This window comes from Mycobacteroides sp. H001, from assembly GCF_001440005.1.
Classification (GTDB): Bacteria; Actinomycetota; Actinomycetes; order Mycobacteriales; family Mycobacteriaceae; genus Mycobacterium; species Mycobacterium gwanakae.
The window spans coordinates 190,879-214,642 of the sequence record NZ_LJYH01000028.1 but is presented as its reverse complement, the minus strand read 5'-3'; the positions used below and the strand labels follow the sequence as shown (position 1 = coordinate 214,642).

General features: G+C 65.2%; 24 protein-coding genes. 12 read left to right on the top strand and 12 right to left on the bottom strand.

Annotation, left to right across the window (positions count from 1 at the left end):
* Window positions 1–2: 2 nt before the first annotated feature.
* The 4 genes from bla (at window position 3) to AOT83_RS11710 (ending at window position 3,340) form a co-directional block, all read left to right on the top strand.
* Window positions 3–920, top strand: a complete 918-nt coding sequence (gene bla / locus AOT83_RS11725; protein ID WP_070928472.1) for a subclass B3 metallo-beta-lactamase — start codon at window positions 3–5, stop codon at window positions 918–920.
* Between the two features lie 125 nt (window positions 921–1,045).
* Window positions 1,046–1,684 carry a GntR family transcriptional regulator gene (locus AOT83_RS11720; RefSeq protein ID WP_057965429.1) on the top strand — a complete coding sequence of 213 codons (639 nt, stop codon included), beginning with the start codon at window positions 1,046–1,048 and terminating at the stop codon, window positions 1,682–1,684.
* A gap of 37 nt (window positions 1,685–1,721) precedes the next feature.
* Window positions 1,722–2,924, top strand: a complete 1,203-nt coding sequence (locus AOT83_RS11715; protein ID WP_057965428.1) for an MFS transporter — start codon at window positions 1,722–1,724, stop codon at window positions 2,922–2,924.
* Window positions 2,925–2,950: 26 nt separating this feature from the next.
* On the top strand, window positions 2,951–3,340 hold the full coding sequence (locus AOT83_RS11710; protein ID WP_057965408.1) for a DUF1304 domain-containing protein: 390 nt from the start codon (window positions 2,951–2,953) through the stop codon (window positions 3,338–3,340).
* Window positions 3,341–3,344: 4 nt separating this feature from the next.
* Here AOT83_RS11710 and AOT83_RS11705 read toward each other — a convergent pair whose 3' ends face one another.
* Genes AOT83_RS11705 through AOT83_RS11690 form a run of 4 tightly spaced genes read right to left on the bottom strand, consistent with a single transcriptional unit; the run spans window position 3,345 to window position 7,450 of the window.
* Window positions 3,345–4,181: a sulfurtransferase gene (locus AOT83_RS11705; RefSeq protein WP_057965407.1), complete on the bottom strand. Its 837-nt coding sequence runs from the start codon at window positions 4,179–4,181 to the stop codon at window positions 3,345–3,347.
* A 25-nt stretch (window positions 4,182–4,206) separates the two neighbouring features.
* Complete coding sequence (locus AOT83_RS11700) at window positions 4,207–5,037, bottom strand: mycofactocin-coupled SDR family oxidoreductase (RefSeq protein ID WP_109394491.1); 831 nt, start codon at window positions 5,035–5,037, stop codon at window positions 4,207–4,209.
* Between the two features lie 8 nt (window positions 5,038–5,045).
* On the bottom strand, window positions 5,046–5,840 hold the full coding sequence (locus tag AOT83_RS11695; protein WP_057965405.1) for a mycofactocin-coupled SDR family oxidoreductase: 795 nt from the start codon (window positions 5,838–5,840) through the stop codon (window positions 5,046–5,048).
* Window positions 5,837–7,450, bottom strand: coding sequence for an NAD(P)/FAD-dependent oxidoreductase (locus tag AOT83_RS11690; RefSeq protein WP_057965404.1), 1,614 nt, complete (start codon window positions 7,448–7,450; stop codon window positions 5,837–5,839). The genes AOT83_RS11695 and AOT83_RS11690 overlap by 4 nt, the downstream gene beginning before the upstream one ends.
* Window positions 7,451–7,581: 131 nt before the next feature.
* Between AOT83_RS11690 and AOT83_RS11685 the strand changes: the two genes are divergently transcribed.
* The 4 genes from AOT83_RS11685 to AOT83_RS11670 all read left to right on the top strand — a co-directional run bounded on the left by AOT83_RS11685 (window position 7,582) and on the right by AOT83_RS11670 (window position 11,594).
* Window positions 7,582–8,763, top strand: a complete 1,182-nt coding sequence (locus AOT83_RS11685) for an acyl-CoA dehydrogenase family protein (protein WP_057965403.1) — start codon at window positions 7,582–7,584, stop codon at window positions 8,761–8,763.
* The gene (gene bphC, locus AOT83_RS11680) at window positions 8,763–9,662 is read left to right on the top strand and encodes a biphenyl-2,3-diol 1,2-dioxygenase (RefSeq protein ID WP_057965402.1); all 900 of its coding nucleotides are present in this window, start codon (window positions 8,763–8,765) and stop codon (window positions 9,660–9,662) included. Before AOT83_RS11685 ends, bphC begins: the two co-directional genes overlap by 1 nt.
* Window positions 9,663–9,828: 166 nt before the next feature.
* Window positions 9,829–10,677, top strand: a complete 849-nt coding sequence (locus AOT83_RS11675; protein WP_057965427.1) for an IclR family transcriptional regulator — start codon at window positions 9,829–9,831, stop codon at window positions 10,675–10,677.
* Complete coding sequence (locus tag AOT83_RS11670) at window positions 10,674–11,594, top strand: alpha/beta hydrolase (protein ID WP_057965401.1); 921 nt, start codon at window positions 10,674–10,676, stop codon at window positions 11,592–11,594. The genes AOT83_RS11675 and AOT83_RS11670 overlap by 4 nt, the downstream gene beginning before the upstream one ends.
* Here the strand turns inward: AOT83_RS11670 and AOT83_RS11665 are convergent.
* Both AOT83_RS11665 and AOT83_RS11660 read right to left on the bottom strand, forming a co-directional pair.
* Window positions 11,591–11,848, bottom strand: a complete 258-nt coding sequence (locus tag AOT83_RS11665) for a hypothetical protein (RefSeq protein WP_030096203.1) — start codon at window positions 11,846–11,848, stop codon at window positions 11,591–11,593. The two genes, AOT83_RS11670 and AOT83_RS11665, sit on opposite strands and share 4 nt — an antisense overlap.
* A complete protein-coding gene (locus tag AOT83_RS11660; protein ID WP_057965400.1) occupies window positions 11,845–12,999 on the bottom strand; it encodes a Rieske 2Fe-2S domain-containing protein in 1,155 nt (384 codons plus the stop codon). Before AOT83_RS11660 ends, AOT83_RS11665 begins: the two co-directional genes overlap by 4 nt.
* Window positions 13,000–13,172: 173 nt before the next feature.
* On the opposite strand from AOT83_RS11660, the gene AOT83_RS11655 reads away from it, so the two are divergent.
* Window positions 13,173–14,879, top strand: a complete 1,707-nt coding sequence (locus tag AOT83_RS11655) for a 3-ketosteroid-delta-1-dehydrogenase (RefSeq protein WP_057965426.1) — start codon at window positions 13,173–13,175, stop codon at window positions 14,877–14,879.
* Here AOT83_RS11655 and AOT83_RS11650 read toward each other — a convergent pair whose 3' ends face one another.
* The gene (locus AOT83_RS11650; RefSeq protein ID WP_057965399.1) at window positions 14,880–15,569 is read right to left on the bottom strand and encodes a PadR family transcriptional regulator; all 690 of its coding nucleotides are present in this window, start codon (window positions 15,567–15,569) and stop codon (window positions 14,880–14,882) included.
* Between the two features lie 86 nt (window positions 15,570–15,655).
* Here AOT83_RS11650 and AOT83_RS11645 point away from each other — a divergent pair, with 86 nt between their 5' ends.
* Window positions 15,656–16,090, top strand: a complete 435-nt coding sequence (locus AOT83_RS11645; RefSeq protein WP_030096199.1) for a MarR family transcriptional regulator — start codon at window positions 15,656–15,658, stop codon at window positions 16,088–16,090.
* A gap of 238 nt (window positions 16,091–16,328) precedes the next feature.
* Entirely contained in the window at window positions 16,329–17,210 is an 882-nt protein-coding gene (locus tag AOT83_RS11640; RefSeq protein WP_057965425.1) for a DUF1254 domain-containing protein, read from the top strand.
* Window positions 17,211–17,216: 6 nt separating this feature from the next.
* Here AOT83_RS11640 and AOT83_RS11635 read toward each other — a convergent pair whose 3' ends face one another.
* A complete protein-coding gene (locus tag AOT83_RS11635) occupies window positions 17,217–17,777 on the bottom strand; it encodes a TetR/AcrR family transcriptional regulator (protein WP_057965398.1) in 561 nt (186 codons plus the stop codon).
* Between the two features lie 71 nt (window positions 17,778–17,848).
* Between AOT83_RS11635 and AOT83_RS11630 the strand changes: the two genes are divergently transcribed.
* Complete coding sequence (locus tag AOT83_RS11630; protein ID WP_030096196.1) at window positions 17,849–18,781, top strand: TauD/TfdA family dioxygenase; 933 nt, start codon at window positions 17,849–17,851, stop codon at window positions 18,779–18,781.
* 95 nt (window positions 18,782–18,876) lie between these two features.
* Here AOT83_RS11630 and phoA read toward each other — a convergent pair whose 3' ends face one another.
* The 4 genes from phoA to AOT83_RS11610 form a co-directional block, all read right to left on the bottom strand.
* Window positions 18,877–20,436, bottom strand: a complete 1,560-nt coding sequence (gene phoA, locus AOT83_RS11625) for an alkaline phosphatase (protein ID WP_057965397.1) — start codon at window positions 20,434–20,436, stop codon at window positions 18,877–18,879.
* 126 nt (window positions 20,437–20,562) lie between these two features.
* Window positions 20,563–21,702, bottom strand: a complete 1,140-nt coding sequence (locus tag AOT83_RS11620; RefSeq protein WP_030096194.1) for a PDR/VanB family oxidoreductase — start codon at window positions 21,700–21,702, stop codon at window positions 20,563–20,565.
* The gene (locus AOT83_RS11615; protein WP_030096193.1) at window positions 21,702–22,619 is read right to left on the bottom strand and encodes a metal-dependent hydrolase; all 918 of its coding nucleotides are present in this window, start codon (window positions 22,617–22,619) and stop codon (window positions 21,702–21,704) included. The genes AOT83_RS11620 and AOT83_RS11615 overlap by 1 nt, the downstream gene beginning before the upstream one ends.
* 9 nt (window positions 22,620–22,628) lie before the next feature.
* Window positions 22,629–23,465 carry an SDR family NAD(P)-dependent oxidoreductase gene (locus tag AOT83_RS11610; RefSeq protein WP_030096192.1) on the bottom strand — a complete coding sequence of 279 codons (837 nt, stop codon included), beginning with the start codon at window positions 23,463–23,465 and terminating at the stop codon, window positions 22,629–22,631.
* Window positions 23,466–23,764: the final 299 nt, after the last annotated feature.

Below are 23,764 nucleotides of genomic sequence, written 5' to 3'. Positions count from 1 at the left end.
GGATGGAGATCGTGAAACTGCTCGCCGCCGCCGCTCTCGCTGTCCTCGTCGCGGGCTGCACCGCCTCGCCGCAGGGGCCCGAACAGCATGAACACGGGAACTCGCTGACCGCACCGGTGGCGGGAGACCCGATCTGGACGCAGCCGCGTGCGCCCATCCGTGTGCACGGTGACACCTATTACGTCGGGACCGAGGGCATCAGTTCGGTGCTGATTCGGACGGACGAGGGTCTGATTCTTCTGGACGTGGGCATGCCGCAATCGGCGCCCCAGGTGGAGGACAACATCCGCACGCTTGGCTTCGCCGTCGAGGACCTGAAGTACGTGTTGTCCTCGCATACTCACGTCGACCATGCCGGCGGTATCGCCGCGGTGGTCCATGACAGTGGTGCCACGGCGGTATCGAGCCCTATCGGTGCACAGTCGCTGCGCGCCGGGCACGTGTCCGCCGATGATCCGCAGGCCTCCGATACCGCGAATGCAGCCTTCCCTGCCGTTGAACGAGTGCGGGAGATTGCCGATGGGGAGGTGCTGAAGCTCGGAAATGTCGCGGTGACAGCGCATTTCACGCCGGGTCACACGCCCGGCGGTGTCAGCTGGACCTGGAAATCGTGCGAGGGAGGCCGGTGCCTGGACATGGTCTACGCCGATAGCCTCAATGCTGTCGCCACCGGTAACTACCGTTTTGCGCCCGGCCACGTGTCCAGGTTTCGGCAGAGCATTCAGACGGTGCGCGCGCTGCCCTGCGACATCTTGTTCTCCGTGCACCCCGAACAAGCCGACGACATCACGAAGCTGAACAGGCTCGCGGCGCAACGTGACCCGAATCCGATGATTGACCCGACGGCGTGCACGGCGCTTGCCAACACGTTCGAGGCAAAGCTGGACAAGCGGATCGCCGACGAGCAGGCGGCCCGCTAGCGAGGCGGTGCGTCTGCAGTGACGGTGGCATCGATCACCGGCTCAACGTGACGCTGAACACCCCGTGAAGTGTGTTTTTCGGTTTGCTATAGCTATCGCCGTCATCTTAGATACAAGTTGTGTCTATTATTCGAACAGTGGCCATCTCCGCAAGTGAAGAGGCATATCGCTCGGTAAAGGAGCGCATCCTCAGCGGCGATATCCCCGGCGGTGAGCTGCTGAGCGAAGGGGAGATCTCGGCGCGGATGGGGTGTAGCCGCACTCCCGTGCGGGAAGCCTTCCTGCGGCTCGAAACCGAAGGCTGGCTGCGGCTCTATCCCAAGCGCGGGGCGCTGGTCGTGCCCATCACCCCAGAGGAACGCCGACACGTCGTCGACGCGCGCCGCGTCGTGGAGAGTGCTGCCGCGGCGCGCATTGCCGAACGAGGCGCATCTCCGGCACTCCTGTCAGACCTGTCAGCGCTCATCGAGGTGCAATTGGGGCGTGCCGCGCAGGGCGATGCCGCAGGTTTTGCCGCCGCAGACGTGGACTTCCACCGCGCGATCGTGGCCAAGCTCGGAAACCCGCTGCTGGAGAACTTCTACGACAGCCTTCGCGAGCGTCAGCGCCGAATGGCGGCGGCCGCCATCGGGGTAGACCCGGTGCGGGTCGCACGCTCGGTTGCCGGACACCGCGCGCTGGTGGACGCGCTTGCGGCGGGCGACGCGGCACGCTTCAGAGTCGAGCTGGTGGAGCACATGAAAGTGGTGACCGAGCGTGACTAGCCGCCTGCTGGCGCCATGGCAGCGGGTGGCCCTCGCGATGTTCGGAATTGCCTGGGGCGGTAATGAATTCACCCCGCTACTGGTGATGTATCGGCAGGCGGGGCAATCCGCCGCATCCGTTGACACACTGTTATTCGCCTACGTGCTGGGCATCATCCCGGCGCTCTTCCTGGGCGGACCACTTTCGGACCGTTACGGCCGACGTGCGGTGATGCTGCCGGCCCCGTTCATCTCGATGGCCGGGTCCCTGGTGCTGGCCCTGGGGGCACAGCATTTCGCGCTGCTCTTCACGGGGCGGGTGTTCTCCGGTATCGCGCTGGGCCTGGCCATGGCCGCAGGAAGCTCATGGGTCAAGGAGCTGTCGGCTCCCCCGTTTGACCGGATCGGCGCTGGTGCGCGGCGCGGAGCCATGAGCCTGACCGCGGGATTCGCGCTCGGCGCTGCCGTGGCCGGAGCGTTGGCGCAGTGGGGCCCCTGGCCACAGCACCTGGCGTTCCTGGTCAACATCGCGATCACGATTCCCGGTGCGGTACTGGCACTCTCGGTTCCGGAATCTGCGGCCGAGCGCGCACCGGGTCGGCTGGTGGACGATCTGAAGATCCCCGCCGCGCGCCGTCGCCGCTTCCTGTTCGTTGTGATGCCCTTGGCGCCCTGGGTGTTCGGCTCGGCGGCGGTGGCGTACGCGGTGCTGCCCACGCTCATCGCCCCGACACTCCCGGGCGAGCGCATCGCGTTCTCCGCGTTGTGCTGTCTGGTCTGCCTGGGCTGCGGTTTCACCGCACAGCTGCTTGCGCCCAGGATCGATCGGCCGGGTACCGCGCGGCTCGGCATCATCGGGCTGGCGCTGGTCGCCGCGGGGATGGCGCTGGCCGCCGTTGCCGCGCACCGGCTCACGATCCCATGGGTCCTGATCGCCGCGCTGGTGCTGGGTGCGGGGTATGGGACGGCACTGGTCAGCGGGCTCCAGGAGGTGAACCGGATCGCCGGGCCCACGGACCTGGCCGGACTCACCGCCGTCTTCTACGGGCTGACCTACCTGGGCTTCGGGGTGCCGATGATGCTGACAATGCTCAGCGACGCGCTGCCGGTGCTGACACACCCCGTGCTGCTCTGCGGTGGCGCGATACTGGCGGCGCTCTGCATGGTGGTGCTGACGATGAACTCGCGCACCGATATCCGCGAAGAGGCCCCCCTAGAGGCGGCGGAATCCGGCATGACGCCCGAGCCGGCTCTGCGTTAGCGGCGAGACGGATAGGCTCTCGCAGCATGATCATCGCAGGGCTGGTACTGACCGGAATCGCCGCGCTCATCCACGTCTACATCTTTTATCTGGAATCGATCACGTGGACCAGTGAGAAGACGCGCAAGATTTTCGGTGTTCGCACGCTCGAAGAGGCCGAGGTGACGAAACCTCTGGCCTTCAACCAGGGTTTCTACAACCTGTTCCTCGCGATCGCCATCGCGGTCGGCACGGTGCTGTGGGCACGGGGTTGCACGTCTGTCGGTGCGACGCTGGTGTTCACCGGTGCCGGGTCGATGGTCGCGGCCGGATTGGTGCTGTTGATCTCGTCGCCGGATAAGGCGTCAGCCGCGCTTAAGCAGCTGGTGCCGCCACTTCTCGGGGTTATCGCGCTGGCCCTGGGGCTGGCGCTCTGATCGGCTAGCTCGGATCGGGCCCGGTCGCGACGGGGCGCTGCGGGTCGTTCGACCACTCCGACCACGACCCCGGATAGAGGGCGGCGTCGTATCCCGCGACGGCCAACGCCGCGATCTGATGCGTGGCGGTGACACCGGACCCGCAGTACACCGTGACAGGGTGCCGTCCGGCGCCGAGTAGCTCGAAGCGCTCGCGCAATTCGGCAGCGGACCGGAAGGTGCCCTGCGGTGTGAGGTTCTCGGCAGTCGCAGCGGAGACGGCACCGGGGATGTGCCCGGCGCGGGGATCCAGGGGTTCTTCGTCGCCGCGGTAGCGGGCTGCCGCCCGGGCGTCCAGGACCAAGGCATCGGGTGATTCCGCCTGGGAAGCAATCGCGTTGGCGTCGACCGAGGCGAAGCCGTCCAGCGAGGAAATGGTGATCCCGCCGGGCTCGGCGACAACCTCTCCCGTCTCGACGGGTCCTCCGAAGCGCTGCCAGGCCGCCCAGCCGCCGTCGAGAATCCGGACATCGGCAACTCCGGCGGCACGCAGCAGCCACCAGGCGCGCGAGGCCGCCTGCCCGTTCCAATCGTCGTAGACGACCACGGCGTCACCGTCGCTCAGACCCCAGCGCCGGCCACTGGCCTGGAGAGCCTGCGGCGTGGGCAGCGGATGGCGGCCACGGCCCGTCACCGCGTGGTCGGCGAGGTCGGCATCCAGGTCAACGAACACCGCGCCGGGAAGATGACCCTCGAGGTAGGCCGCGCGGCCGTTCGGCTGCATCACGGTCCAGCGCACATCGAGAACGCGAAAATCGGACAGGCGTTGTGCGAGTTCGTCGGCCGAGATGAGCACGTTCATGCCTCGACGGTACCGCCGAACGCTGCTACCGCTGCGTGCTGCCCGCGTCGACGGGCAGGGCGACCGAGGTGATGTAGCGCGCCTCGTCGGAGGCCAGGAACAGTGAGGCGTTGGCGATATCGAGCGGCTGCACCCACGGCAGGTCGAGCATGTTCATGGTCTTGGCGGCGTGAGCGAATTCTTCTTGAGTCGGTTCCTCAAGGTCGGGCCGGAACATCCGTCGCACGTGGTCGTTCTGGATCATCGGGGTATCCACGTTGGTGGGGTGCACGGTGTTCACGCGAATCTTGTGCGGCGCCAACTCCGATGCCAGTGAACGCATGAGCCCCACCACGCCATGCTTGGCCGCGACGTAGTGCGAGACCCCGACGAGACCGCGCAGCCCGGCGATGGAGCTCACCAGCACCATGGAGCCGCCGCCACGGCTGATCAGGTGTGGAATCGCGGCGCGGGTGGTATGCCACACGCCGGTCAGGTTGACGTCAAGCATGGTCTGCCACACGCTTTCACTCATCTCGGCGAGCATGCTGCGCGAGCTGATTCCGGCGGTGGCACACACGACATCCAGTCCGCCGAATGCGGTAACCGCGTCGGTGACAAAGGTCTCCAGCGCACGCAGATCCCGTACGTCGACCACACCCGGAATGACCCGTTGGCCGTAAGACTCCACCAGATCGGCCGTCCGGTCCAGGTCGGCCCGTGTCGCGGGCGGCGTGACGGTGGTGTGCACCGGCGCGCAGATATCGAGAGCGATGACATCGGCACCCTCCTGCGCGAAGCGCTCCGCCTGCGCACGCCCAATACCCCGGGCGGCGCCGGTGACCAGCGCCACCTTGCCCGCCAATCGTCCTGTCACGCGATTCATCACACTTTCTGCGTTAGTCCGGCGTCGACCACCAGCTGGGTGCCAGTGATGTAGCGCGCTTCGTCGGAGGCCAGGAACACCACGGCATTGCTGATGTCCACGGTTTCCACCCAGGGCACCGGCAACAAGGTGCGCTCCGCCAGGGCTTCGGCGGCGTCGGCCTCGGTGGGATGTGCGAGGTCCGGCCGCAGGCGAGCGATGACCTCGGGATTGAGGATCATCCCCGTGTTGACCGCGCCCGGATGCACGGTATTGACCCGAATACCCAACGGTCCCAGCTCATTGGCGGCCGTGCGGGCCAGGCCCACGACGGCGTGCTTGCTCGCGGTGTAGTGCACGGTGTTGGGGGTGCCCTTAAGGCCGTTCGTGGAACTGATGACCACGACGGAGCCGCCCGACGTCAGGTGTCGCACCCCCGCCTGAACGGTGTGGAGGACACCCGTCAGATTCACGTCGAGCGACCGCTGCCAGGCATCTTCGGTGATCTCCCAGGAGGGGCCGAGGCTTTCGTAGATTCCGGCGTTGGCGACGACGATGTCCAGCCGTCCCAGCATCTGCACTCCGGCATCGATGGCCTGGGTGAGTGATTCCGGATCGCGGACATCGGCGAAGCCGGGCACGCAGCGCCGTCCGCGATACTGCACCTCTTTGACGGTGTCGGCCAGCTCGGTGCAGCCCGGTAGGTCGATCGCGATGACATCGGCACCCTCCTCGGCGAGGCGCTCGCAATGTGTGCGCCCCATGCCCCGGCCTGCGCCGGTGACCAGCGCAACCCGCTCCAGCAGCCGTGTCACGCGTTGCTACCGCTCAGGGCGAAGCCCTTGTACCCGCTGGCAGCGACATCGGCACAGATGGCGCCGTACACGCCGAAACCACCGATGAACGGCATGAAAACCCTTGGCTTGCCGGGGATATTGGCGCCGAGGTACCACGAGTTGGCCTGCGGGAACATGGTGGCGGCGGCGCGTTCATTGCACTCGGCGACCCAGTCGTCGACGGCTCGAGAGTCGGCCTCCACTGCTGAGAAGCCGTGTTTGGCCATATGCCCCAACAGCTCGCCGATCCAATCCACATGCTGTTCGGCACCCAGCACCATGTTGGCCAGCACCGAGGGGCTGCCCGGGCCGGTCACGATGAACAGGTTGGGGAATCCGTCGACCCCGAGCCCCAGATAGGTGCGCGGCCCGGCCCGCCAGGTGTCCTGGAGTGTCTTGCCGCCCCGGCCCCGGATATCGATCCGATTCAGCGAGCCCGTCATGGCATCGAACCCCGTGGCGAAGACGATCATGTCGAGTCTGTAATGCTGTGCAGTGGTGGTAATTCCGCCGCTGTCTATCGACTCGATCGGGCTGGTGCGCAGATCCACCACATGCACATGATCCTGGTTGAATGTCTGAAAGTAGTTGGTGTCTGTACAGATTCGCTTGGTGCCGATGGGATGATCCGTCGGGATGAGAACATCGGCGTCGGCGGGATCGTCGATGACAGCGCGCACCTTCTCCTCGAAGAAGGCGCGCGCTTCGTCGTTGGCGCGCATGTCGGTCGTCTGATCCGGGAAGGTCTTACCGAACAGCACCCCGCCGAGATCCCAGCGTTGCTCGAACGCGGCCCGCCGCTCTTCGGCGGTGATCTCCAGAGTCTTCTTGGGATGCGCCTGGTGTGGGGAGCCGCCGCCACTTGCCCGGGATTGTCGCCGCCGCTCGTCGTAGCTGGCCTTCACCTCGGCGCGGCGTTGCGGAGTGATCACGGTATTGCCCGCGGGGACACTGTAATTGGCGGTGCGCTGGAATACGAAGAGTTCGCCGGCGGTCTGGGCGGCGATGGGCACCAATTGGATACCCGAGGATCCCGTTCCGATGATCCCGATGCGTTTTCCGGTGAAATCCACGCCTGCCGTCGGCCAGTGTCCGGTGTGGTACAGCTCGCCGGCGAATGAATCACGACCGGGGATGTCGGGCATGTTGGCGGTGGACAAGGCGCCGGTGGCCATGACGCAGAACCGCGCTGTCACCTCGTCCCCTCGATCGGTACGCACCGTCCAGGACACCTGTCCCTCGTCAAGCACCGCCGACGTGACGCGGGTACGGCAGCGGATGTCGCGGCGCAGGTCGAACCGGTCGGCGACGTGATTGATGTACCTCAGGATCTCCTCCTGGGTGGCGTACTTCTCGGTCCAGTCCCAATCCTGTTGCAGCTCATCGGAAAATGAATAGGAATAGTCGATGCTCTCCACATCGCAGCGCGCACCCGGGTACCGGTTGAAGAACCAGGTGCCGCCCACGTCCGAGCCTGCTTCGAACACGATGACCGACAGGCCCTGTGACCGCAGCCGTTGCAGGGCATACAACCCGGCGAAACCGGCGCCGACCACCACCACATCAACATTTCTTACGAGGGCCTTCACGGTTGGCCACGCTAGGTCCGTGCCGCAATCCCCCGGTCCCCCGTTCCCGGTGACCGGTCAATCAGATCCAACGGACCGCTGATCGGGAAAACGTCCCATGGGGATGGGGTGGCGAGCGCACTATCAAGCGCATGACCGAACGCGTAATCGATCGCATCAACGATCTCGCTGACCAGCTACGTGAGCAGGCGTGGGAGGCGGAGAAGCTGGGCAAGCTGCCCGATGAGACCGCCAAGATGCTCAGGGCTGCCGGACCGATCCGGCTGCTCCAGTCCAAGGGGTACGGCGGATACGAGGTGCACCCTCGCGAGTTCGCCGAAACCGTCATGGCCACCGCCGCACTGGATCCCGCCTCGGGCTGGATCTGTGGGGTCGTCGGTGTGCACCCCTGGCAGGTGGCCTTCGCCGACCCTAAGGTTGCCGCCGAGATGTGGAGTCAGGACCAGGACGTCTGGATGGCCTCCCCCTATGCGCCCACAGGTGTGGCCAAGCCGGTGGACGGCGGATACATCTTCAACGGACGGTGGCAGTTCAGCTCGGGCACCGACCACTGCGACTGGATCATCCTGGGCGCGTTGCTCGGTGACGGCGAGGGCAAGCCCCTCATGCCACCGAAAATGCTGCATATGATCCTGCCGCGTCAGGACTACGAGATCGTCGAAGACTCCTGGAATGTGGTGGGGCTGCGCGGTACCGGCTCGAAAGACATCATCGTCAGGGACGCGTTCGTACCGTCGTATCGGGTGATGGACGGGGACGAGGTGATTGATGGCACCGCGCAGCGCAACGCCGGCATGACCGGCACCCTGTACCGGATGCCGTGGTCGACGATGTTCCCACTGGGTATCAGTTCGGCCGTGATCGGCATCGCCGAAGGTGCGCTGGCCGCGCATCTGGACTATCAGCGCGAGCGGGTCGGAGCCCAGGGCACCGCGGTCAAGGACGATCCATATGTGCTGTTCGCGATCGGGGAGGCCGCCGCCGATATCAATGCCGCCCGCCAGGAGATCCTCGCGAATGTCGACAAGATCTGGGACATCGTCGATTCAGGCAAGGAAGTGTCATTCGAGAACAGGGCCGCGGGCCGTCGTACCCAGGTGCGCGCCGCATGGCGCGCCGTGATGGCAGTCGATCAGATCTTCTCGCGTTCCGGGGGTAACGCGATGCGATTGGACAAGCCCTTGCAGCGGTACTGGCGTGATGCGCACACCGGGCTCGCCCACGCGATTCATGTGCCCAGCACCGTGTTTCACGCATCGGCGCTGAGCTCGCTGGGCATCGAACCGCAGGGCCCGCTGAGGGCGATGATCTGATGCTGAAGAGCTTGGGATACATCACCGTCCAAACCCAGGACATGGACCGTTGGCGGCATTTCGCCCTGGGGGTGCTGGGATTCGCCGAAGGCAGCGGGCCCGACCCCGGAGCGTTGTACCTGCGGATGGATGAACGTGCCGCGCGGATCGTCGTGGTGCCCGGCGATACGGATCAGGTCGTCACGATCGGCTGGGAGGTGCGTGACGGCGCGGCGTTGCGCGACGTCACGCGGGCAGTGGAGGCTGCGGGCCTTGGGGTCAAGCAGTTGTCCGTCGAGGAGGCCGGCGCGCGGCGAGTGGAAGAGGCGGTGACGTTCACCGACCCCGGCGGCGCCACGGTCGAGGTGTTCCATGGCCCGGTACTGGACCACAGCCCGGTGGTCACGCCCTTCGGTGCGCGATTCGTCACCGGCGCTCAGGGGCTCGGGCATGTGGTGCTGCCGGTCACCGATCCGGATGCTGCCTTCACGTTCTATACCGAGGTGATGGGATTCCGGTCGAGGGGGGCGTTCCGCATTCCCGCGCCTCCGGAGTTCGGCCCGATGCGGGTGCGATTCCTGGGCATCAACGAGCGCCACCACAGTTTGGCGCTCTGTCCCGCGCCGCACGGTGGTGCACCGGGGCTGGTCCACGTGATGGTCGAGGTGGACAGTCTCGATGCCGTGGGGCAGGCCCTGGACCGGGTATTGAAATCAGACTCCACGGTCTCTTCTACCTTGGGGCGCCACACCAACGACAAGATGGTGTCCTTCTACGTCCGGGCTCCTGGCGGCTGGGATATCGAGTTCGGTACTGAAGGTATGCGGGTCGACGAAACGTATTACACCGCAGAGGAAATCACTGCTGATAGCTACTGGGGCCATGACTGGTCGGGCAGCGAGCCGCTGGCCGCCATGTAGCCCAAGTCTTCTTTCCGACAAAACAGACGCCTGTTGCAGACGCAACGGGCGTCTGTTCGCGTGTGGGGGCTCTGCGGGGTTGTGTCGGCGAACACACCCATGATACAAACAGGTATATGACTAATAGTCATATGTGACCGAGACCCCAACGCCGTGGGAGGGCACCATGACCACCATTACCGCCGAATCGGCGACCCCGAGCGCTGTCATCGATCGGGTATCCCTGCTGCTTGACGCCTTCGACGGCCCGGGCCGGCTCACGCTGGCGCAGCTGGTGCGCCGCACCGGCCTGCCTCGCTCGTCCGTTCATCGCATGCTGGAGCGGTTGGTACAGCTGCGGTGGCTCCGACGCGATGGTCGCGACTACGAACTGGGCACGCGATTGGTCGAGCTCGGCTCACTCGCGGTGCATCAGGACAGGCTGCATGCGGCCGCGCTGCCGATGCTGCATGAGCTGCATCGGGCCACCGGTCTCGTGGTCCACTTGTCGATCCTGGACGGCACAGACGTTGTGTACCTGGAGAAGATCGGTGCCGCGATGGGCGCGGCCCTGGCCACCCGCATCGGTGGTCGCCAGCCGGCGCACTGTACGGCCTCGGGTAAGGCCATCCTGGCGTACCAGCGCCAGACGCTCGACGAGTTCACCGCGCTGGCCCGCACGACGCGCTACTCCATTGGCTCGGCCGCACAGCTGCGTCCCGAGCTGGACAAGGTTCGCGGTCACGGCGTGGCCTTCGACCGTGAGGAGCTGCAGCAGGGCATCGGCTGCGTGGCCGCCCCGATCGGAAGCATCGGCGATGCCGTCGCCGCGGTTTCGGTATCCGGGCCGATGCCGAGGATGACCTTCGATCAACGGCTGGTGGCTCCGGTGCGCATGACAGCGATGGGCATCTGGCGCAATGTCGAGAGCGGCCCGACCCGGGTGGCACCGACCCTGCAGCCGATTCGGCCACTGCGGTGCGGCCCGTCCTCTGCTCCGCGCGAGACGAACTCACGCGCACTGCAATACGCGTGAGCCTAGATCCACAGATCGCGGCGCTGCTTCCATCGCTGAACGAGGGATTTCCGCGCGTCGAGACGATGACCGGAGCAGCGGCGCGCGCCGCCATCCGTGCGCGATACACCGCACCGGCCCATCCGCTGCCGATGCGTTCGGTGACCGATGAGTACGCCTCCGGGCCTCATGGTGAGATACCGGTCAGGGTGTACCGCCCGGCTGCGGCGGGGCCGCTAGCTACCCTCGTCTTCGCCCATGGTGGTGGATTCGTGTTCTGCGACAAGGACTCCCACGACGGCTTGTGCCGACGGCTGGCCAATCAGATGCCCGCCGTGGTGGTATCGGTGGACTATCGGCGCGCGCCGGAACATCGGTGGCCGGCGGCGGCGCACGACATGTTTCTGGCGACGTGTTGGGCGGTGCGCCAGGCGCGCACACTCGGAGGAGACCCCAGCCGCGTCATCGTGTGCGGCGACAGCGCTGGAGGCAATCTCGCCGCAGTCACCACGCTGATGGCCCGCGATATGGGTGGGCCCGCCCTCGCGGGCCAGATCCTGATCTACCCGGTGGTGGACGCGAACTTCGACACGGACTCTTATCGGCGGTATGCCAACGGTTACTACAACACCCGCGCCGCCATGCAGTGGTATTGGGATCAGTACCTGCCCGATCACGCCCTGCGCACACACCCCTACGCGGCACCACTGCGGGCAGATCTCACTGGACTACCTGCCGCGGTGGTGGTGACGGCGCGCTACGACCCGCCATGCAGTGAGGGTGAAGCCTACGCGCGGGCGCTGCAGAAGGCCGGGGTTCCGGTGCGGTACCGGCTTTACGACAACGCCATTCACGGGTTCATGACCATGCCGAGTCTGGATCTGGCCGCCGCCGCGCTCGAGCGGTTATGCCGCGACGTCGACGAGCTGCTTGCTTAAACGCCGTACTCTTCGGCGAGAACGGGTAGTCGTCCGCTGCATGCGGCATCGAGAATCGACCCGCGTAGCTCCGGGCACACCAGGAAGAGTCCGGTGCTGTCCCGCCGCCGAAGGCACCGAGATTCGGCCTCGGCATTCCACTGAACACTGGTCTGCTGCCAGCTACTCTTGCGCGCCAAAACCTCTGCGCCGCAACGCTGGCAGCCGACCGGCACCATCGGTGAGTCGGCCAGGCGATTATCGGCGCGGATCACGACGATGAGCTTCCGGCCATCGCCGCGAGGTTCTCCTCGATCTGCGATTTCCAGGCCTCCCCGGGTCGAGTGGTGTCCACCTCGTACTCGAACCGATCGACCATCTCGTCGGCCACATCTTCGGCGTCCACATAGAACTGCTGGTACCAGCGCCGCAACTGGTACACGGGGCCGTCCTCCTCGCACAGCAGTGGATTGTCGATACGTGCCTTGTTCTTCCAGATCTGGACATCCTGCTCAAACCCGATCTTCACCCAGTCGCCGAGCGCGATGGCGGCACCCGTGGCGGCATCATCGGGCAATGCCGGAGACTTCTTGACGATGATGCCGTATTGCAGCACAAAGGAATCCGCATCGATCGGATAGTGACAGTTGATGAGAATCGATTGCTGGTCGCCGCCAACGAAGTGGTAGGTCAGGTCATCGATCATGAAGGAGGGTCCGTAGTACGACGCGACGGAGGTCTGTCCGATCATCTCCACCCCTTCCGGGCTGGGCACGTCCGGCCGGGTTCCGCCGTTCATGTACTGAGTGGCAACGTGGCCCTCGAAGATGTTCTTGAAGTACGTAGGCAGCGCACCGTGTACGTAGAAGAAGTGCGCCATATCGACGACGTTGTCGACGATCTCTCGGCAGTTGGTGTTGACAATCGTTGTGTACCAGTGCCAATCGGTCCACTCGTCACTGCCGGCGCCCTCGATTCGGGGAATCGTTATGCCCTCCGGTGGCGGACTCCCTTGCGGGTCATTCCAGATGAACAGCATGCCGTCCTGTTCCAGCGTGGTCCAGGTGGCCGTGCGTGCGAGTTTGGGGGTGCGACGGCTATAGGGCACCTGCTTGCAGCGGCCATCGCCGCCCCAGCGCCAATCATGAAATGGGCAAGCGATTTCGTCACCCTTGACTTCGCCCTGGCTGAGGTCACCGCCCATATGCCTGCAGTAGGCGTCCAAGACGCTGATCTTGCCTCCGGCGCCGCGGAACACCACAAGCTTTTGACCGAACGCGTTGATGGAGTGTGGCTTTCCATCGCCGAAGTCCTTGATGAGGCCAAGGCAATGCCAGCCGCGGGCGAACCGGGTAGGCGCCGCGTCCGCCTCGATGCTTCGCACCTTCACAGAATCAAGATCGGGCTCTGACTGGGCTGTCGTCATGGACCCGTTCTAACAGCGTCTTTGCCTTCACAGCAGGGGGTCGGTCCGCTCACCGGACATCGGTTGTCGCCCGTAGAGCTGACGTCCCGCTGGGAGGGAACCGGCGGCTACCGCGAGGAACTATCGGCATAACCTCGCGGGCATTCACACCTATTCGACGGAGGTACATGCAGATGGCATCAGCACCCCATGGGCTGATTCCGGCGGGAACCGTCGCGGCCGACACCGAGGTCGATCTGCTGGTGGTCGGCGCCGGAACGGGGATGGCCGCCGCGCTGGCCGGCAGTGAGCGCGGACTGTCGGTGCTGATCGTCGAGAAGTCGCACTACGTGGGTGGGTCTACCGCCCGCTCCGGAGGAGCCCTGTGGCTTCCTGCGAGTCCGGTGCTGAGTGCCGCCGGCACGGGCGACACCCTGGATAAGGCACGCGCCTACCTGCGGTCGGTGGTCGCGGGAACCGCTTCGGAGGCGCGCAGTGACGGGTTCCTTGAGCACGGACCGGCGACCATCGAGATGTTGACGCGACTGACACCGATGCGTTTTACCTGGTGCCGGGACTACGCGGATTACCACCCCGAAGAGCCTGGCGGCAGCCCGGTCGGGCGTACCTGCGAATGCCGCCCGTTCGATGCATCCGTGCTGGGCGCGTACCGAAACCGACTGCAACCGGGTGTCATGAAGCCCCCCGCGGTCCCGATGCCCGTCACAAGCGCCGACTATCGGTGGATGAACCTGATGGCACGGCTCCCCCGTAAGGCTTTGCCGCTCATCGTGAAACGAGTCGCGCAAGGAGTCGGCGGGGCGGTACTGGGCCGGCGCTACCTGGCGGGCGGTCAGGCCCTGGCGGCGGGACTGTTCGCCGGGGTGCTGCGTGCGGGGATTCCGATCTGGACGGATACCCCGCTCGTGCGTCTGGTCACCCAGGGCGCGCGTGTCACCGGCGCGGTGGTCGCTCACGAGGGCCGCGAGATCACGGTGACGGCCCGTCGAGGCGTCGTATTGGCGGCCGGAGGCTTTGACCACAACATGGAGATGCGGCACAAGTTCCAGTCGTCGACCCTCGGCAGGAACATGAGCCTGGGTGCCGACACCAACACCGGTGATGCGCTACAGATCGGCCAAGAGTGCGGTGCGGCAATCGATTCTATGACCCAGGCCTGGTGGTTCCCGGCGGTCGCGCCGCTGCCCGGCGGTAGCCCAATGGTGATGCTGGCGGAGCGATCGTTACCGGGATCGTTCATCGTCGACCAAACCGGACGACGCTTCATCAACGAGGCAACCGACTACATGTCTTTTGGGCAGCGTGTACTTGAGCGGGAGCGGTGCGGCGACCCGGTGGAATCGATGTGGATCATCTTTGACCGGCAGTACCGCAACAGCTACGTCTTCGCCGGCCAGCTGTATCCGCGTATGCCGATACCGGCCAGCTGGTTCAATGCCGGAATTGCTTATCGTGCAGAGAGTTTAGCGGCACTGGCGCCGATGATGGGGATACCGCGTGAGGATTTTCTGGCCACGGTGCGGCGATTCAACGCATCGGCGACAGCCGGTAATGACGGTGATTTCCACCGGGGCCGCAGCGTGTACGACCGTTACTACGGTGACCCGACCGTGACACCGAATCCGAACCTGCGGCCGCTGCACGACGGCCCGTTCTACGCGGTGCGCATGGTGCTGAGCGACCTCGGCACCTGCGGCGGACTTCGTGCGGACGAGCGCGCACGCGTGCTGCGTGAAGACGGCACCGTGATGGAGGGGCTCTACGCGATCGGCAATACCGCCGCCAATGCCTTCGGCGCCACCTATCCGGGTGCGGGGGCCACGATTGCTCAGGGGCTGGTGTACGGCTACATCGCCGCACAGGCCGCGGCGGTGCGGTAGCTACTCCGGCGAATCATGTTGTTTAGAAAGCTTTTCGGCATCAACTCGTTTTTCGACCTCGCGCCAGTAACCCGGGACAAGGCGAGGGGTTTCGCCGTCGGGATCGGCCTTGTCGAATTCCTCTGCGGCCTCGGCAAGATCGTCGATCATCATCAGCGCGAGATCGCGCTCGGCCGCGTAGTAGCGCTCGGCCCATTTGAGTGCCACGCGCGAGTACGCCCAGGCAGGCTGGGCCGCAGCGCCATCCGCATCCAGCGCCGCGCGCCGTTGCATGTTTTCGGAGTACTCGACGTGACGTTCGAGAATCTCCTTGAGCCTGGCCGGATCCGTCATATGGCCCTGCATGACGCGCAGCACCACGCTGTGCTTGAGAACCTGCGGCTCGGCGGGCGTCTCGTTCGCCCACTGGTTCATCGCCGCCATACCCGCAGCCGTGATCTTGTACAGCCGGCGGCTACGGGCGCCGTTGTCGTGATCGACTCGCGACGTGGCGTACCCGATCTTTTCCAGTTTCCGTAGTTCCGAATAGATCTGGCTGAAGGAAGGGCTCCAGTAGAAGTAGCTGATACTCCAATCCGCCCACTTCTTGATGTCATAGCCGGAGACCTCTTCCTCGTAGGAAAGCATGCCGAGGATCGTCCAGCTGGTGGCAGCGAGATTTGGTTCGTCGGGCGAACTGGTTGCTGCCATCGATCAAGGGTAGCAACGCGACATGCCGTCCAGGGCGCTCCGGGGCCGCTCAGCGGGAGAATGGTAACTGTGTCAACATGACTGATATGGATGAGCAGGAATGGCAACCGCTCGGTGCGTTGATGTACCGCGTCTCGGCGGCCTTGCGTTCGGAGATCACGGCGGCGTTGGCGCCCCTGAATCTGCCATTCCCCCAGTACGTCTGCATGCGGGTGTTGTCCAAGAACCCCGGCTGGTCCAATGCGGATCTGGCCCGTGCGACGGATGTGACCCCGCAGTCGATGAACACCGTTTTGCAGGCGCTGCAGGACGCCGGTCTGGTGTCACGGCCGGACACCGTGGACTCCGGCCGTGCCCGGCCCGCTCAACTGAGCCGGTCCGGGGCGGCACTTCTCAAACAGGCTGACGTGCTGGCACGAGAGGCCGAAGAGCGCCTGCTCGCGGACATCTCGGCGGGGCAGCGCGCCGACTTCTTCCAGACCCTCCGCGACATCGCGGGCGAGGATGGCCCTACCTGCTGAATCGCTTCTCGTTGCACTGTCGGCGGGTAGCTTCGATGCCGTGAATAGGCTTATGGCAGGTGTGGTGGTCGGTGTAACGGCAGTTCTGGCGGGGTGCTCGGCGCATCCGCCGTCGGCGACTCCCGCCAACACGCCGAGTGCGTTGTCCCCAGAGCGGCGCACACCCGAGGGCACCATCGTTGTCACCCCTGACAACTTCGTGCGGGCAGAGTCGGACCTGTACTTCGGCAACATCGTGATGGATGGCGGCTTCGCCTCCTTCCATCACATCCGCGAGTTGTCACCACTGGATCGGCAGCTGGTAATCCGCCAGAACCGTGACACCCTCTACTCGTCGGCGGTGTTCGACCTTGACGCGGGTCCGGTCACCGTCTCGATGCCTGACCCGGGGCAGCGATTCATGTCGCTGCAGCTCATCACGGAGGATCACTATGTTCCGGCCGTCTTCTACGGCAAGGGTCAGCACACAATCACCAAGGAACAGACCGGAACCCGCTATGTAGCCGCTGCCGTGCGGACCCTGGTGAACCCGGGTGATCCCGCGGACCTCGCGGAGGTCCATGCCTTGCAGGACGCCGTGACGGCACAACAAGAACGCCCGGGGAGCTTCGATATCCCTAAATGGGACAGTGCAAGTCAACAGAAGGTGCGCGAAGGCCTGCTCCAGCTGGCCGCGACACTTCCCGATACCAAGGCAATGTTCGGTACCAGGGACACCACCGACCCGGTCCGCCATCTGATCGGTACCGCCTCGGCCTGGGGCGGCAACCCCGAGAAAGACGCCCTCTACCTCAATGTCAACCCAGCCAAGAATGACGGCACCACGGTGTATCGACTGACGGTCGGACAGGTACCGGTAGATGGATTCTGGTCGGTCACCGTCTACAACAAAGACGGGTACTTCACGCCGAATTCCCGTAATGCCTACTCACTCAACAACATCACCGCGCGACGCGGAGCCGGGGGCGATACCACGGTGCAGTTCGGCGGGTGCACGGACGCCACGGTGAACTGCCTGCCGATCACGCCAGGCTGGAACTACATGGTCCGGCTGTACCGCGCGCAGCCGCAGATTCTCGACGGCCAGTGGGTGTTCCCGGAGGCGCAACCCGTCACCTAGTGGAATCTATTGGGGTGTAACGAGCTTGGCGACTTGCCCGGCGACCTCTGCACGGATGTCGGCATCGGACATGTCCTCCAGGCCGAAGCCGGCACGCAGGCTGGGCCCCATCAGCCGCCAGCCGAGTTGCAGGGCAATCGCGTGGGCCCCCGCTAGCCGGGCCTCACGCTCGTCCGCGTGACCGGGGCGTATCTGTTCGAGTAGCCACTCCATCCCTGGTCTGCGCTCCTGGAGTTCTTCGGTGGGAAAGCCGTCGAGCGTGGAGCGCACCATCACTCGCAGCTGCAGATCATGTGCGGCCTCCAGGTCCGGAGCGGATGCCCCGGCTTCGTGTAGTGCGGCCCCGGTGTCGGCCAGGTGTTGCAGCGTGGAGGCCAGCAGCTGGCGCTTGCTTCCGAAATGGCGGTGCACCAGGCCATGGTTCACCCCGGCGCGGGCGGCGACCTCGCGGATGGATGCGGCGGCGGGCCCCTTCTCGGCGAAGAGCTTGGCGGCGGCGTTCAGAACGGCCTCCACCACTTCCTCCTTGCCCACGGGCTTGGCAGCCGTTGCCTCGGGTGTAGTCATGTGTGTACAGTAGCGGACGAGCGAGTGTAGTCATTTGACTACACCGAATTGTCTGGAAGAAGGAGCGGGTCATGAGCAGCGATGTACGTGTGGTGAAGCTGGGCGAGAACATCGGCGCCCGTATCGACGGAGTACGCCTCGGCGAAGTGGACGCCGAGACGGCAGCTGCCATCAACGAGGCCATGCTGGAGCACAAGGTGATCTTCTTCCGCGGACAGCATCACCTCGACGACGAAGCGCAGTTCGCTTTCGCGCGCTGCATGGGCGTGCCGACATCGCCGCACCCCACATTGAAGTTCGACGGAGAGCGTGTGATGCGGCTCGACTCGGAGGAGGGGGGCCGCGCCAACCAGTGGCATACGGATGTGACCTTCGTGGACCGGATTCCGAAGGCCTCGATCCTGCGCGCGGTGGAGCTGCCACCGTATGGCGGGACAACCACGTGGACCTCCACGGTGGCGGCCTACCGGCAGCTGCCCAAGGCCCTGCAAGAGTTGGCGGACAATCTGTGGGCCATGCACAACAATCAATTCGATTACGCCCAAGTAGATCCCGCGAAGGTGGCCGAACTGTTGGCCAAGGCGGGATCCGGATCCAAGTATGTGCGCGAGTTCGGGTCGACGCATTTCGAGGCGCACCACCCGGTGGTTCGGGTGCATCCCGAGACGGGCGAGAAGGCGCTGCTGCTGGGCAACTTCGTGAAGCGGATTCTGGATGTGAACGGCAGCGAATCGCAAGCGTTGTTCCGGATGTTCCAGGATCGGATCACCTGGCTGGAGAACACGATTCGATGGAGCTGGGAGCTCGGTGACGTCGCGATGTGGGACAATCGCGCCACCCAGCACTATGCCGTCTCCGATTACGGTGACCAACGGCGCCGGATGCATCGCGTCACCCTGGCCGGTGATGTGCCGGTGGGTGTCAACGGTGAAAGCAGCCGGGTGATCTCCGGGGACGCCAGTGACTACTCGGTGATCGACAACCCGAAGCGGCTGGTGGCGTAGGCCTCAGGGCATCGAGTGGGAATTTCGCGAGGAAATCCGGCCGATTTTCCTCGCGAAGTTCCCACTCGGCTGTTCGAGCCCGGTGTGCGTGGCCGTCAGGCCCCGCGCCTGCCCAAGAAGAACGTGGCGGCGGCGCCCAGCGCGGCTGCCACCACCGCGATCCCTCCGGCCAGCCACCAGGACGGCCCGTTCGAGGCGTCGGGGCTCTTGGATCCGAGCAGCGCACCGACGATCGTGTTGAAGTTGTCGGTCTGATCGGTGAGTCCGGAGACGTTCGCGGCACCCGGCCCGTAGGCGGCGATGCGCACCTGCGTTCCCGTGTGCGTCTGCGACTCCCCCTCCGGCGCGGTGGGATACATGATCCGCATGGTGGCGCCGTCGGCCGTCTTCACCGCGACCGACAGGGCGGTTGGGTTGTCGAAGTCCTCAGGAACGATGAGCGAGGAGTGCCCGTGATCGGCGGTCACGATGACCAGGGTGTTGCCGTCCTTGCGCGCAAAGTCCAGCGCCGCCGCGACGGCCTCGTCCAGCGCGATGGTCTCACCGATCTGACCGCAGATGTTGGCCGCGTGATCCTGCTTGTCGATCGACGCCGACTCCACCTGCAGGAAGAAGCCCTTGTCCTGCCCCTTTTTCGAGTTCACCAGCAGGTCAATGGCTTTGGTGGTCATCGCGGACAGTTGAGGTTGGTCTTTGGGCAGCTCGGGGTTGGGCCGGCAGGTGGTTGCGGGCAGCTTGCCGCCGTTGGGAACCGCCGCGGGCACCTTGTCCCACTGCACCGGCAGGTTGCCCTTCGCGAACACACCGAGCACCGGATTGTCCAGGCTGCCTACCTTGTTCAGATCACCCGCGGTGGTGGGCAGCTGGTATCCGGCGGCCTTGGCGACATCCAGCGAGCTCTTGCCCCTGTGCTCGCCGCCGGTGATGGTCTCCTCGAAGTACTTACCGCCGCCGCCGAGGCTGATATCGGCCCGGGTGGCCACCAGCTGCTCGGAGATCGAGCCCTTGCCGCCGTTGTCGACGGCGTTGCCCGCGCACTTCTCGAGAGTCTCCTTGGGGCCCTTGCAGTCCCGATCGACGACATGGGCGGTGAGCACGGCCGGGGTGGCGTCCTGCAGTTCCGCGGTGGTGACGTTTCCGGTGGCGAACCCCTGCTTCTGCACGATCTCCAGGATCGTGTCCAGGGGCTTGCCGTCGAGGTCGACCGAGATGGCTCCGTTGTAGGTCTTGGTCCCGGTCGCCCACCCGGTGCCGGAGGCCGCCGAGTCGGTCACGTAATCCGGCTTGCCCTTCTCGGGGCCGTCCTTGGTGAGCGCGAACGTGGTGTACTCACCGGTGATGGGCAGTGCGTCGAGTCCGGGAAGGGTCCCGGCGGCGCCGTGCTGGTAGTTGCGCGCCGAGGTGATCTCCGAGGTCCCCATGCCATCACCGATCAGCAGGATGACGTTCTTGGCGTTGCGGCCCTGCACCGAATTCCGCAGATCTGCCGCCTTGTCGCCGTCACGTCCGCCCGGCGTACGGTTCGCGCCACCGGTCTTGGCGATCTCGCCGACAGGCACCTCGGGAGCGTCCGAGGGCGGTGCGGCGGCCGCGGACGGAGCAAGGGCCAGGATCAGTGTCGAGGTGAGGGCGATGACTGCGTGGGAGATGCGCATCGGGCCAGTTTCCAGGGAACCGATGAACGCTCGGTGAACCGATGGGGAAACGCCTCACCCAGACCGAGGTTATGGCGCATACGTTTCGCACAAATTCGCCACAACCTCGGTCTCGGCGCAGAGGTGTTACTCGGCGGGCAGGTCCAGAACCAGGCGCCCTTCCCCGCGCGATACGCAGGTCAGAATCTGTCCCTCGTCTCGCTGGGATTCGGTGAGGATCTGGTCCCGATGGTCGACGGTGCCTGCCAGCACATTCACTCTGCAGGTACCGCAGAAACCCTGCTGGCATGAATACGCCACATGCGGCAGCTTCTTCTTGATGACGTCCAGCGCCGTGCGATCGGCGGGCACCTCGAGCACCGGCCCACCGGGGCCCAGCTGTACCTCGAAGGGATGACCATCCACCACGGGTGCGGCGGCAAATCGCTCGAAATGCAGTTCCACCGACGGCATTTCGAGTAGGCGCCGCTGCAGGACGGCGAGCATCGGTGCGGGGCCACAGCAGTACACCGCGTCGTTCTCGCCCACCTCGGGCAGCAGGTCATTGGCGGTCGGCAGACCCGACTGATCGTCGGTCCGCACGATGACCCGATCACCAAAGCGTTTGAGCTCATTGAGGAACGGGAGCGAATCGCGGTTCCGGCCGGTGTACACCATGGTCCATGGCTTACCCAGCTGCTCGGCGAAGGCGATCATGGACAGGATCGGTGTGATGCCGATGCCGCCGGCCACGAAGTGCAGCTTGCGCGGCCCGGGCTGGGTCATCGCGAGCGGGAAGGCGTTGCGCGGTCCGAGGATCGACACGGTGGCGCCGATCTGAAGCGCGTCATGCACCTCGATGGAGCCACCGCCGCCCTCGGGGATACGACGTACGGCGATGCGGTAGTGGTACGGGTCGGAGACGTCGCCGCACAGTGAGTACTGCCGCATCCGGCCCGACGGCAGCAGTAGATCCAGGTGTGCGCCGGGATGCCACGGCGGAAGGCGTTCGCCGTCGGGTGCGGCGAGCACCAGGCTGGCGACGTCCTGATCCTTCGCCTCGATCCAGCGGTCCTTCACCACCAGCGTCAGCGTGCGGTCGACGTGGTTCTCGGGCGGTTTCTTGAGAATCAGCAGGGCGCCGATGGCCCGGACCGCGACTGGGAACAGCACGCTGCCGAGTGCGATCGTGGGCGACACCGGCAGGGTGCCGTACAGCGTGGGCGGCAGCGAAGGCCGTTTGCGCTTGGGAGTGGGCTGCGGAGTGCGGCGAAAGCGATCGAACATCAGTAGCCGGCCGCGGCCTTCGCGGCGGGTGACGTACTCAGGTATGCCACCGCCTGCGCCGTGCTGCCCACCTGGTCGGGTGAGAAGCCGGGACGCATGAATTCCATGGCCGACTTGGCCAGCTCGCGCCACCGCAAGAACGCTCCCCGCTTCATGGCTTTGTTCATCTGCCGCAGCACGCCGAAGACGCCGTAGTTGGGCAGCGACGGGTCCTGCCGCACCAAGAACTTGGTGTAGCGCAGCATCACGCCCACCAGCAGCATGGTGGCCAGCACGAAGGTCAGCATCATGTGCCCGCGGCGGATCTGGAAGTACCGGGCCACGTCGTACGCGACGCTGCGGTGCTCGACCTCTTCGGCGCCGTGCCAGCGGAACAGGTCAACCATCTCCGCGTCGGCGTTGAACTTCTCGAAGGGGTGGTTGAGCACCCAGTCGCCGAGCACGGCGGTGAAGTGTTCGATACCGGCGATGAGGGCTAGCTTCTCCACCATCACGCGGTACCGGAGCTTCTCGCTGCGCAGCTCGTTGGTGCGCTCCAGCATGTGCGTGATGTATTCGATCTGGGTGATCGCGGGCGCGACGTTGATGCCGTTCTTCTCCAGGAAGTCGCCCAGCACCTTGCTGTGGGTCTCGGCGTGCACGGCCTCCTGGCCCATGAATCCGATCATCGCCTCGCGGATCTTGTCGTCCTTCACATACGGCAACGCGCGGGTGAAGGTGTCGACGAATGCCCGCTCACCCTCCGGCAGAAGGAGATTGAAGGCCGAGATGAAATGCGAGACGATGGGCTCGTTGGGGATCCAGTGCAGCGGCGTGTGGCTGGTGTCGAACTGGACATTGCGCGGCCGGAGCACTACCTCGCCGGGCTCAGTGGGTACGACGTGCAGGCCGGTGGCCTCAGTTGTGTTGCGCGCCATGGTGTCCTCCTATTTGTTGAGTTTGTTGCCAAGGCTGCCCCAGAAGAGCCGGTTCAGCGCCGGGGCCAGGCGGCTGAGGTGGTATTGCATGTGTGCTTCCGGAGTGACCGGGACGACCGACTTGCCTTTGAGGACGGCATTCACGATGCCCTTGGCCACCTTCTCCGGGCCGTAGCCGCGTTTGGCGTACAGCCCCGCGCCCTGCCGCTGGCGCTTGGCCTGGTCCTCGGCCGACAGACCGGAAAACTGAGTGGTGCGAATGATGTTCGTGTTGACGATGCCCGGGCAGATGGTGCTGACCTTGACCTTCGCGCGAGCGAGCTCGCCGCGCAGCACGTCGGAGAACATGAACACGGCGGCCTTGCTGGTGGCGTAGGCGCCCATCTCGGGGATCGGTGTGTACGCGGCGGCACTGGAGATGTTGACGATGTGACCGCTCTTGCGCTCAGCCATTCGGGGGCCGAACGCGCGGCAGCCGTACACGACTCCATTGAGATTGATGTTGAGCACGCGCTGGAAGTCCGCCGACGGCGTATCGAAGAATCGCCCGGCCTGGCCGATGCCGGCGTTGTTGATCAGGACGTCCGGCACTCCGTGCGTGGCGCAGACTTCGTCGGCGAATGCGGTCACGGCGCTCTCGTCGGACACATCCAGGGCATAAGGGTGGGCGGTGCCGCCTAATTTCTCCACGAGGCCGACGGTCTCGTTGGCGGTGTCGAGGTTGATATCGGCGACAACGACACGGGCCGCCTGGCGGGCGAAGGCCAACGCGGTCTCGCGGCCGATGCCGCTTCCGCCGCCGGTCACCACCACCAGGCTGTTGCGCTGTGCACTGCCGGATGTCATGCATCCTCCGAATCCTGCGCACCGAGCGCGCTTACGTGATAGCGGAGATTGTAAATCACCAAACGGGGGTCAAAAAAGACGCAGCGTTTGGTAAAGGGGTCCGGTGGTGTTTATCGAGGAAACGGGCGTTGACCTACACGTTGAGAGAACGACGCCGCAAGGTGTCGCGCCATCTAACCACCCGAGTTGGCGTCCACCGGGGTTCCTGACATATCGTTTTGATTACTTGTCGCGTCGGGGCACGAGATCCGCTGGTCAACGGTGTCCGGCGGGTGCCTCATCGTCGGAGCCGGATGCTC

Bases quoted from the DNA above. Each gene is read 5' to 3' on its own strand.
- AOT83_RS11710 (WP_057965408.1), top strand. From the start codon at position 2,951: ATGATCATCGCAGGGCTGGTACTGACCGGAATCGCCGCGCTCATCCAC.
- AOT83_RS11685 (WP_057965403.1), top strand. From the start codon at position 7,582: ATGACCGAACGCGTAATCGATCGCATCAACGATCTCGCTGACCAGCTA.
- AOT83_RS11655 (WP_057965426.1), top strand. From the start codon at position 13,173: ATGGCATCAGCACCCCATGGGCTGATTCCGGCGGGAACCGTCGCGGCC.
- AOT83_RS11630 (WP_030096196.1), top strand. From the start codon at position 17,849: ATGAGCAGCGATGTACGTGTGGTGAAGCTGGGCGAGAACATCGGCGCC.
- AOT83_RS11615 (WP_030096193.1), bottom strand. From the start codon at position 22,619: ATGGCGCGCAACACAACTGAGGCCACCGGCCTGCACGTCGTACCCACT.
- AOT83_RS11715 (WP_057965428.1), top strand. From the start codon at position 1,722: ATGTTCGGAATTGCCTGGGGCGGTAATGAATTCACCCCGCTACTGGTG.
- AOT83_RS11660 (WP_057965400.1), bottom strand. From the start codon at position 12,999: ATGACGACAGCCCAGTCAGAGCCCGATCTTGATTCTGTGAAGGTGCGA.
- AOT83_RS11650 (WP_057965399.1), bottom strand. From the start codon at position 15,569: ATGGCAGCAACCAGTTCGCCCGACGAACCAAATCTCGCTGCCACCAGC.
- AOT83_RS11675 (WP_057965427.1), top strand. From the start codon at position 9,829: ATGACCACCATTACCGCCGAATCGGCGACCCCGAGCGCTGTCATCGAT.
- bphC (WP_057965402.1), top strand. From the start codon at position 8,763: ATGCTGAAGAGCTTGGGATACATCACCGTCCAAACCCAGGACATGGAC.
- AOT83_RS11645 (WP_030096199.1), top strand. From the start codon at position 15,656: ATGGATGAGCAGGAATGGCAACCGCTCGGTGCGTTGATGTACCGCGTC.
- AOT83_RS11640 (WP_057965425.1), top strand. From the start codon at position 16,329: ATGGATGGCGGCTTCGCCTCCTTCCATCACATCCGCGAGTTGTCACCA.
- AOT83_RS11705 (WP_057965407.1), bottom strand. From the start codon at position 4,181: ATGAACGTGCTCATCTCGGCCGACGAACTCGCACAACGCCTGTCCGAT.
- bla (WP_070928472.1), top strand. From the start codon at position 3: ATGGAGATCGTGAAACTGCTCGCCGCCGCCGCTCTCGCTGTCCTCGTC.
- AOT83_RS11620 (WP_030096194.1), bottom strand. From the start codon at position 21,702: ATGTTCGATCGCTTTCGCCGCACTCCGCAGCCCACTCCCAAGCGCAAA.
- AOT83_RS11610 (WP_030096192.1), bottom strand. From the start codon at position 23,465: ATGACATCCGGCAGTGCACAGCGCAACAGCCTGGTGGTGGTGACCGGC.
- phoA (WP_057965397.1), bottom strand. From the start codon at position 20,436: ATGCGCATCTCCCACGCAGTCATCGCCCTCACCTCGACACTGATCCTG.
- AOT83_RS11635 (WP_057965398.1), bottom strand. From the start codon at position 17,777: ATGACTACACCCGAGGCAACGGCTGCCAAGCCCGTGGGCAAGGAGGAA.